At 68.8% G+C, this 9383-nt stretch carries 11 protein-coding genes; 5 read left to right on the forward strand and 6 right to left on the reverse strand.

Annotation, left to right across the window (positions count from 1 at the left end; translation table 11 throughout):
• The 4 genes from ACLNEE_RS16215 to ACLNEE_RS16230 all read right to left on the reverse strand — a co-directional run.
• Window positions 1-679 (reverse strand): anti-sigma factor (locus ACLNEE_RS16215; protein WP_412007388.1); only part of this gene is annotated, 679 nt, incomplete at its 3' end.
• Window positions 679-1281 (reverse strand): sigma-70 family RNA polymerase sigma factor, encoded by a 603-nt coding sequence (locus ACLNEE_RS16220; RefSeq protein WP_411422025.1) that lies wholly within the window; start codon window positions 1279-1281, stop codon window positions 679-681. The genes ACLNEE_RS16215 and ACLNEE_RS16220, both read right to left, overlap by 1 nt.
• 56 nt (window positions 1282-1337) lie before the next feature.
• Window positions 1338-1736, reverse strand: a complete 399-nt coding sequence (locus tag ACLNEE_RS16225) for a DoxX family membrane protein (protein WP_411422026.1) — start codon at window positions 1734-1736, stop codon at window positions 1338-1340.
• An 87-nt stretch (window positions 1737-1823) separates the two neighbouring features.
• On the reverse strand, window positions 1824-2075 hold the full coding sequence (locus ACLNEE_RS16230; RefSeq protein WP_412007389.1) for a DUF2811 domain-containing protein: 252 nt from the start codon (window positions 2073-2075) through the stop codon (window positions 1824-1826).
• Between the two features lie 432 nt (window positions 2076-2507).
• On the opposite strand from ACLNEE_RS16230, the gene ACLNEE_RS16235 reads away from it, so the two are divergent.
• From ACLNEE_RS16235 to ACLNEE_RS16245, 3 genes are all read left to right on the forward strand, one after another.
• Complete coding sequence (locus ACLNEE_RS16235) at window positions 2508-4676, forward strand: glutamine synthetase III family protein (RefSeq protein ID WP_411422077.1); 2169 nt, start codon at window positions 2508-2510, stop codon at window positions 4674-4676.
• A gap of 106 nt (window positions 4677-4782) precedes the next feature.
• On the forward strand, window positions 4783-4920 hold the full coding sequence (locus ACLNEE_RS16240) for a hypothetical protein (protein WP_411422028.1): 138 nt from the start codon (window positions 4783-4785) through the stop codon (window positions 4918-4920).
• A 270-nt stretch (window positions 4921-5190) separates the two neighbouring features.
• Window positions 5191-5676, forward strand: a complete 486-nt coding sequence (locus tag ACLNEE_RS16245) for a hypothetical protein (RefSeq protein ID WP_411422029.1) — start codon at window positions 5191-5193, stop codon at window positions 5674-5676.
• A 28-nt stretch (window positions 5677-5704) separates the two neighbouring features.
• Here the strand turns inward: ACLNEE_RS16245 and ACLNEE_RS16250 are convergent, their stop codons facing one another.
• Both ACLNEE_RS16250 and ACLNEE_RS16255 read right to left on the reverse strand, forming a co-directional pair.
• Window positions 5705-6832 (reverse strand): fatty acid desaturase family protein, encoded by a 1128-nt coding sequence (locus ACLNEE_RS16250; protein ID WP_411422030.1) that lies wholly within the window; start codon window positions 6830-6832, stop codon window positions 5705-5707.
• A gap of 181 nt (window positions 6833-7013) precedes the next feature.
• Window positions 7014-7340 (reverse strand): RNA recognition motif domain-containing protein, encoded by a 327-nt coding sequence (locus tag ACLNEE_RS16255; RefSeq protein WP_411422031.1) that lies wholly within the window; start codon window positions 7338-7340, stop codon window positions 7014-7016.
• 272 nt (window positions 7341-7612) lie between these two features.
• Here ACLNEE_RS16255 and ACLNEE_RS16260 point away from each other — a divergent pair, with 272 nt between their 5' ends.
• A complete protein-coding gene (locus tag ACLNEE_RS16260) occupies window positions 7613-7777 on the forward strand; it encodes a Nif11-like leader peptide family natural product precursor (protein WP_411422032.1) in 165 nt (54 codons plus the stop codon).
• Window positions 7774-9383: glycoside hydrolase family 3 protein (locus ACLNEE_RS16265; RefSeq protein WP_412007390.1), on the forward strand; the 1610-nt coding region annotated here is incomplete at its 3' end. The genes ACLNEE_RS16260 and ACLNEE_RS16265, both read left to right, overlap by 4 nt.

Here is a 9383-nt window from a genome sequence, read left to right on the forward strand (position 1 = left end):
GTTGATCCCCGCCGGGCCGGAGGGGCTCCAGGCTGATGCTCAGCCGGCTGGCATGGCTGGAGGGTTCGCTGGGAATCGGCATCGCCACGACGCCGTCGTTGTCGGGGACGACCTGGACGCATCCCACCTGGCGCCCGTCCACCTCGGCCCAGAGCCGGTAGACGTGCTGGGGCGGTGCCGGCGGCAGCCCCTTGAGGCGCAGCAGGTTGTAGCCCTGATCCGCCTGCACCACCACCTGGCCGGAGATCGGACCGCCCGGCGTGTCGCCCTCGAGGACCATGGTGCGGTTCACCCGCAGGCTCGGCGCGGTCGCGGCAGGGGGGCTCTGCTGGGCCAGTTGGTGCCGCAGCTGCTGCACCTGGAGGCCCGTCACGATCAGCCCACCGGCCAGGGCGGCCATCACCAGGCGACTCCAGGACGGTGCCGGGGAGCGGTGCCGCGTTGGCGGCTGTTCCGCCGGCGCGAGCAGCCGCTGCCGCAGACGGGCCGGGGGCTGGGCCTGGGCCGGCAGGCCGAGCGGGAGCAGCTGCAGGGTGGTGGCGAGTTCGTCGAGACGGCGCTGCAGGGAGGGATCGGCGGCCAGCTGCTGGCGCAGGGACGCCTGTTCGGCTTCATCGAGATCCCCCAGGGCATGGCCGGCCAGGAGCTCGTCGATCGGCGGGAGATCGGAGTGGGTCATCACGGGCGGGCTGGGGGATCGGCGGGGAGGTCGTGGAAGTCGGCCATGTGATGCCGCAGGGCCAGCAGCCCCTGGCGGGAGCGGGTCTTCACCGTGCCCAGGGGGATCTGCAGCCGTTCGGCCACGGCGGACTGGCTCAGGCCTTGGTAGTAGGCCAGTTCGAGCACCTGGCGTTGCTTCGGATCGATCTGCTCCAGGGCGTGGCGCATCCGTTCGCCCAGGTCCGTCAGTTCGGCCCAGTGCTGGGCGGCCGGTTCGTCGCGGCCCAGCAGCTGGGCCGACCACTGCTGCAGGATCTGCCAGCGGTTGCGCTGCTGGGCCAGTCCATTCAGGGCCATGGAACGGGTCAGCAGCAGCAGGTAGGCCAGCACCGGCCCCCGCCGCGGGTCGTAGCTGTCCTGGCGCCAGTAGCGCACGAACACATCGTGGACGAGATCCTCGGCGGCCTGGCTGTTGCGGCAGAGCCGCAGGGCCAGGCGGTAGACGGCCGGACTGCAGGCGTCGTACAGGGCGGCCCGGTCCTGGTGGTCGAGGGGGGGTGGCGCCGGCGCCGCGGCTGGAGGCCCCTGGCCGGGGGTGGGAATGGTCGGCTCCAGGCCCATGAACTGCGCGGGGTCGTCTGGCCTGTCTACCGGTGGAGGCGGCCGCCGGATTGGCCTCAGCTGGCGGGCGAGCGATCCAGCACCAGCAGCAGCCCCCCCACGATGGCCAGGTTCTTCAGCAGTTGGATGCGTTGCTGGGGATCGCCCACCTCGCCATGGAACAGCAGGGTGGTCGGCACCAGGAAGGCCAGCAGCAGCAGCGCCCCCAGGCGGGTGCGGAAGCCCCCGATCACCAGCACCGATCCCGCCGCCATCAGGAGCATGGCCGCACCGAGCAGCAGCGGGGCCATGGGCAGGCCGCGGTTCGCGATCACCGCGGTCGCGGCCGGGACGTCCATCAGCTTGCCGACCACCGCATGCACGAACACCAGGCCGATCAGGAGCCGGCCCAGGGGATCCAGCCAGGCGGGCCGGTGCGGGGAACGGCGGACCTGGGAGCGGGACGACGCAGCCATGGGGGAGGGAGCGGCAGTGGGGGTTGCAGTGGGGTGGTGGCCCGGTGGGGTGGTGGCGGTGGGCGTGGGACCTGGTCGCCGGGGGCGTCAGGCCGGCGTGGTGCCGGGGGCCTGGGCCGCGGGGTCGCGACGGAACAACCCGTCGAGGTAATGGCGGGCGACCGCACGGTCCTGGCACCCCTGCTGGAACAGGAAGCCCGCCAGGGCCGCCTGCATCAGGCGGTACTGGTCCCACTGGGGATGGGTGTGGACGAACTCCCGCATCGCCTCGAACAGATCCTCCGGAAACTGGTTCTCGACGGACACGTGGGCGGGGGGGTGATCGGGAACCTGGGTCACACAGCTCATCGCGCTTCCCCTCCATGACGCCATGGCGGGCGGCTCCCGTCAAAGCCGGCGGTGCACCCCCCATCCCACTGGGACCTACGGCGGGAATCGAGTGCTGGCAGCGGCTCGGCGCCACCTGCGAAGCCCAGCGTCCCGGGGCGATGCCGGCTCAGGGCTGGCCGTCAACGGGAGAGGCCTTTTCCCCGGAGCCTGCGCCCGGGCCGGGTGGCCGTGCGGCGACCGGGGAGAGCCGCCTGGGGAAAACACCGGGTCCTGCTGGGGAAAAACGCCGGCAGGGGCGGAAAAGCCTGACTGCTAAGCATTGGTGATCGGTCGCACCCCCAGTGATCCGGGTGGTCCTCCGAGTTCCGCTCCTGGTATCAACTGCGGCAATCGATGGGGGGGGTGGGGGGCTTGGCTGACCTTCATCCCCTGACCTTTCCCATGCCTGCCACCGCACGGCTGAATGCCATCGAGTCGATCCTGGCCCGCTCGCCGGTGCAGACCCAGCCGCCAGCTCCCCTGGAGGAGCTCTGGGCCAGTGACGTCTTCACCCTGGAGAAGATGAAGTCGGCCCTGCCGAAGACCGTCTTCAAGTCGATCCAGCGCTCGATCAAGGAGGGGACCAAGCTCGACGCCTCCGTGGCCGACGTGGTCGCCCAGGCGATGAAGGACTGGGCCACCAGCCGCGGCGCCCTGTATTACGCCCACGTCTTCTACCCGCTCACCAACCTCACGGCCGAGAAGCACGATGGCTTCATCTCCCCCCAGGGAGATGGCACGGCGATCACCGAGTTCACCGGCAAGCTGCTGGTGCAGGGGGAACCGGACGGCTCGTCCTTCCCCAACGGCGGCATCCGCTCGACCTTCGAGGCCCGCGGCTACACGGCCTGGGACGCCACCAGTCCCGCCTACCTGATGGATACCCCCAACGGGGTCACCCTGTGCATCCCCACGGTGTTCGTGTCCTGGACCGGCGAGGCCCTCGACAAGAAAACCCCCCTGCTGCGCTCGAACGCGGCCATGAACCGCCAGGCCCAGCGGCTGCTGCGCCTGCTCGGTGAAACCGAGGTCGCCCCGGTGAACTCCAGCTGCGGGGCCGAGCAGGAGTATTTCCTGGTCGACGCGGCCTTCACGGCCCTGCGTCCCGACCTCCAACTGGCCGGGCGCACCCTGGTCGGCGCGCCGCCGGCCAAGGGCCAGCAGTTCGATGACCACTACTTCGGGGCCATCCCCGAGCGGGTGCAGGTGTACATGCAGGATGTGGAGCGTCAGCTCTACAGGCTCGGCATCCCCGCCAAGACCCGCCACAACGAGGTGGCCCCCGGTCAGTTCGAGATCGCGCCCTTCTTCGAAGCGGCCAACGTCGCCACGGACCATCAGCAGCTCACCATGACGGTGCTGAAGGCCACCGCCAAGAAGCACGGCTTCACCTGTCTGCTGCATGAGAAGCCGTTCGCCGGCGTGAACGGCAGCGGCAAGCACGTCAACTGGTCGATCGGCAACGCCACCCAGGGCAACCTGCTGGATCCCGGCCACACCCCCCACGAGAATCTCCAGTTCCTGCTGTTCTGTGCCGCGGTGATTCGCGGCGTTCATTGCTTCGGCCCGCTGATGCGTGCCGCCATTGCGACCGCCAGCAACGACCATCGTCTGGGTGCCAACGAAGCTCCACCGGCGATCATCTCGGTGTATCTGGGCAGCCAGCTGGAGGATGTGTACAGCCAGATCCGCTCCGGCAATCTGCAGGGGTCCGCCCAGGCCGCGCTGATGTCCCTCGGGGTCGACACCCTGCCCGATCTCAACAAGGATCCGGGAGACCGGAACCGCACCTCCCCGTTTGCCTTCACCGGCAACCGCTTCGAATTCCGGGCCGTCGGATCCGGCCAGTCCGTGGCCGGTCCGCTGGTGGTGCTGAACACGATCCTCGCCGACTCGATCCAGTGGATCGCGGACCAGCTGGAAGCGGGGATGGCCTCCGGTGCCTCCCTGGAAGATGCGGCCTTCGCGGCCCTGAAGCGCACCATGGATCAGCATGGTGCCGTGGTCTTCGGAGGGGACGGCTACTCCTCGGAGTGGCATCGGATCGCCGTTGAGGAGCGGGGTCTGGAGAATCTGCCCACCTCGGCCGATGCGCTGCCGGTGCTGCAACGCCCCGAGATCCGGGATCTGTTCGAACGCCAGGGCGTGCTCACCCCGCTGGAGCTGGAAAGCCGCTTCGAGGTGTACGCCGAGCAGTACATCCTCGCCATCGAGGTGGAGGCCAGGCTGCTGCTGCGCATGGTGCGCACCCAGCTCTATCCGGTGATCATGGAGTCGATGGGCGGCCTGGCGGCCTCCCTCAAGGCCCAGAAGAAGGTCGGCCTGTCGCCCGATCCCTCCGTGCTCTCGCGGATGGATGCCCTCTGCCAGCAGATGCTGGAAGGCTGTACCGCCCTGGAGGCCGCCATGGCGTCCGAGGGGGAGGGCGTCCATGCCCATCTGCGCCACTGCGTCGATGCCCTGCTGCCTTGCATGGGGCGGATCCGGGAAGCCGCCGATGCCCTGGAGTCGCTGGTCGACGATGCCTCCTGGCCGCTGCCCACCTACCAGGAGATGCTGTTCATGCGTTGACCATGCGCTGATCATGCGCTGACCGTGCGCTGATCATGCGCTGAGTCGCACCCGGCCCGGCCCGCCGAGGCGGTGGCGCCCGTTTCGCTCCATCATGGAACCCTGGATGTTCAGCCTGCAGGTTCCGATGGAGACGGATGTGGCGCTGCCCCTGGCAGCTGGTCTTGGCCTGATCGGGCTGATCGTGATCGGTTCGGTCGTGCTGGTGCTGCGGCCCAGCGACACGCACAATCGCCAGGGCTGATCGCCTCACTGCCCGTCCCAGCGCCTTCGCCCGGTTACACGCCTTCGCCGGGTTACAACGCCTTCACAAGGACGTCGGTCGAACCTTGCGGCTCGTGCCGGCATGCGTCAAATCATGGACCTTCCGGGCGCGCGGTGGATGCCGTTTGGTCCCGCTGCCTATGACGGTGGTAGACGAGACGATCGCACCGCCGCGTCCCCTTCAACCCTGACCGGATGCTGGCCTGCCGAGCCATGCCCCGGTGCTCCAGTTCCTGTGGGAGATCCATCGATGCTTCTGGTTCCCCGCGACTGCCCATCGGCCAGCCCCGCCCGCAGCCGGCTCTTGGTGGGTGCGGCATTGAAGTATTTCGCCCGCCACTTCCGTCGGCCGATTGAGATGGTCCTGGTGGCCGAGGAACTGGGCGTGAGCGAGGCCTGCCTGGAGTTCTGCTTCGATCAGTCGCGGGGAATGACCCCGTTTGAGGCCCTGCAGCACCATCGCCTGAACAGGCTGTTTCAGGCCATCACGGCGCAGCCGCAGCAGGCCCTCGGGGCGGCGATCCGCGACTGCGGACTGCGGACGACGGCCGAAACCCTGGCCCAGTTCGAGGAGACCTTCGGGATCGCCATGCCGCTGTTTCGGCAGACCTGCCGCCGGGCGGCCGATGACCGCCAGTTCCGGAGGCACCATCCGCGGCGGGATTCCCTGGTGATCCCGGCCCGGCCCCGGCCGCTCAGGGCGATCCATCCCGGCAAGCCGCGGCTCGTGAGCTGAACCCCCCGACCCCCGGATGGACGGCCGTTCAGGGGGCCGCTGGGGCCAGCGGCACGGGCACCAGCACCGCACCATCCGCGCTGATCAGATGGCCGGCATCCCGGTAGAACCGGGGAGTGGCGAGCATCAGGCGCCAGGCCTCGGCGGCACCCATCAGGTTGAAGCGATCGCCGTGGTGACGCAGCAGGAGCTGGCGCACCAGCGGGTAATAGTTGCTGTTCAGTCCCGGGAAGACATGGTGCTCGGAATGGTGGGAGAAGTTGCAGTGCAGCAGGTCGATCCAGGCCGGCACCTGAAGGGAGAGGGAACTCAGCAGGGGATCGTTGTCCTCTGTAAGAGGGTTGAGTACGTGATTGGTGTAGATATAGGCCATGGCCATTGCGTAGCCAATCCACAGCGGTAGGAAATATCCCAGCAACAGCTGGATCGGTTGGAGGCCGATCCAGCTGATCACCAGCAGATGGATGCTCGCCACGGCCGCCAGCTCAAGGCCGATGGCCCGGCGCTCTGCGGGCCGCACTCGAAATGAGGCTGGGGTGAAGCCGGTCTTGGTGCTGTTGAACAGCAGCACGGCACAGGTGGTGCGGAAGTGGTGCAGGGGCCAGGCACTGGTCATGCCCAGCGCAAGAACCAAAGGGTTGACCTCCGAGGAGGGGGCGATCCAGTGGAACAGGCGCTTGCCCCAGCTGTTGGGTTGGCTGGCCAGGTAGCTGCGGTCAGGGTCCTGGAGGCCATTGGTGTGGCTGTGATGTTCGCGGTTGTGCACCGCCTGCCAGAGGGTCGGCGTCATCCACAACATGCTGAAGCCCAGCAGGCCCGCCAGCCGACGCAGGGTCCGCTGTCGGGGGCCTCTGCCGTGCATCAGATCATGGGCGAGAAAACCAAGCACCATGACACTGTTCCCCATCAGCACCGCTATGGGCAGCCAAATGAGCAAGGAGGGGAGGGGCCAGCGATCCAGTTGGCTTGCCATGTGCCATCCCAGCACCAGGATCGCCAGATTGATCGGTACAAGCGCCAGCCTGGTCGGGCTGGTCTGGAATGCCTCGCTCGGCAGCAGCGGTCTCAGCTGGCGGGCGAGGGCCTGGGGGCTACGGGGCGCCTGGGGTCCGGTGGAGAACTGGGCGGTGACGGAAGAGATGGAACGGTCTGTCAAGGAAATTCCGGAGGGGCCCGCGCGGGGCAGGTCCACCGATCCAGCTGCTGCTGTCGATGGTCGGGGGGGATGGTCGGGCTGGAGCCGGACGGTCCTACGGGCCGCCCAGACAACAGAAAGCCGCCCGCAGGGGGCGGCTCAGGGTGGGCACTTCCCGGGGGAAGTGCCTCAGGGGGTCAACTCACCAGCGGTTGCCACCGCCACCGCCACCGCCGCCGTAGGAGCCGGAACCGGCGAACTGGCGACCACCGCCGCCACCACCACCGGTGCGGGGCTCGGCCTTGTTGACACGGATGTTGCGGCCCATCCACTCGACGTTCTGGAGGTCGTCGATGGCCTTGGTCTCATCGGCCTCGTTGGCCATTTCGACAAAAGCGAAGCCGCGCTTACGACCGGTGTCCCGGTCGAGGGGAAGGCTGCACTTGCGCACTTCACCGTATTCAGAGAACAGGTGTTGAACGTCTTCAACCTCGGCGTCAAACGAGAGGTTGCCCACGTAAATGGTCATGAAATCTGGTCTGGAAACTATGAACAGATTCGTCGAAAGCCCTGAAGTAAGTCGCTGGCCTAGTGGAGAAACCTGGAATGGGAGCCGCCGTTTCGGAAGAAACCCGCTGAAGAGTGATCTTTGAATCCCTTCAACCCTACAGCATCTCTGTGGACGGTGCTCCAATCGGCACGGTCCCCGCGCTGCGGCGGATGCCGGCCCCATGGCGGATGCTCCCCGCTGACAGCGCCCCTCACCCTGGCTAGGGCTGGAGGGTCCGACGGATGCCGACCATGTCCAAAGCCCAGCTCAAGGCCTTCATGGTCAAAGTCGATGCCGACCCTGCCCTGAGGGCCCAGGTGGATTCCGCCCCCGACGCCGGCGCGGTGGTGGCGCTGGCAGCCGCTGAAGGCCACACGTTCTCGCCGGCAGCGTGGAGTCGTCATCTGCGCGAGTGACCCCGGTTGCGCCGGAAGCCAGGGCTGAAGCCCTGCTGGCGGGACTGACACCGGCCGAGAAACTCGCCCTGCTGGACGGGGACACCCCCTTCTGGTCGGGCATGGCAGACATTGCCCTGCACGACGCCTCGCACCGTCACCCCTGGCCGGCTGGCAGCCTGCCGGGGCTGGACCTTCCTCCGCTGCAGTTCGTGGATGGGCCGCGGGGGGTCGTGCTCGAGGGTGGCGCCACCACCTTTCCCGTTCCGATCGCTCGCGGCGCCAGCTGGGATGTGGATCTCGAGCAGCGCATCGGCGAGGCCATGGCCGTGGAGGCCCGCAGCTTCGGGGCCAACTGGCTGGCGGCGGTCTGCGTGAACCTGCTGCGCCATCCGGGCTGGGGCCGGGCCCAGGAGACCTACGGCGAGGATCCGGTGCATGTCGGTGCCCTGGGAGCCGCCATGACCCGGGGCATCCAGCGCCACGCGATCGCCTGCGTCAAGCACCTCGCCCTCAACTCGATCGACAGTTCCCGGTTCCGGGTGGATGTCCGGGTGGATGCCAGGACCCTCCATGAGCTGTACCTGCCCCAGTTCCGCGACTGCGTGGAGGCAGGGGCCGGCTCGGTGATGAGCGCCTACAACCGGGTGAATGGAACGTGGTGCGGTCAGCATCCCGAGCTGCTCACCGGAATCCTGAAGCGCCGCTGGGGGTTCCGGGGGTTCGTGGTGACCGATTTCATCTTCGGGCTCAGGGACGGGGTGGAGGCCCTGCTGGCCGGCCAGGACCTGGAGATGCCCTTCCGGATGATCTTCGAGGCGGTGCTGGCACCGGCCCTGGCCCATGGCCGCCTGCCGATCGGCCGGGTCGACGATGCGGTGCTGCGGCAGCTGAGAACGCGGCTGGCGGTGCCCACCGGTGTCTATCCCCGCCAGCTGCGCGGTTGCCCGGCCCATCGGTCCCTCGCCAGGGAGGCGGCCACCAAGGCGATCGTGCTGCTGAAGAATGCGCCGCCGTCCGCCGCCGCCGGCCCTCGGCCCTCCCCCTCAGCGCCGCTGCCGTTCGCCGATCTCCAGAGCCTGGCGGTGATCGGCGAGCTGGCGGCGGTGCCCAACCTGGGGGACCGGGGCTCCTCCGACACCCGGCCTGCCCCGGGGGTCGTCGTCACCCCCCTGGACGGCCTGCGCTCCTCCGACCCCCGGCGCCGGGTGCGCTTCGCCAGTGGGACCGATCCGGCGGCCGCGGCGAACCTGGCGGCGGGCTGTGAGGCGGCGGTGGTGGTGGTGGGGCTCGATTGGCGCGACGAAGGCGAGCACATCCATCCCGGTGACATCGCGCCGGTCCTGCGCCAGGTGCCCCCACCCGATCCGCTGCGGCCCCTGCTGGATCGGATCGGGCTGCGGAGGCTGTGGTCGCCGGTGGGGTGGCTGATGGCGGCGATCACGCGCTTCGGCTCGGCCCGGCCCGGGGGCGACTTCGCCGCCGGCGACCGCACCGACCTGGGCCTCGACCCCGCCCAGCAGCAGCTGATCCGGGCCGTGGTGGCGGCCAATCCGCGCACGGTGGTGGTGCTGATGGGCGGCGGGGCGATCCTCATGGAGCCCTGGCGGCAGGCGGTGCCCGCGAT

Source organism: Aphanothece stagnina RSMan2012, from assembly GCF_046764815.1.
GTDB lineage: Bacteria > Cyanobacteriota > Cyanobacteriia > PCC-6307 > Cyanobiaceae > NIES-981.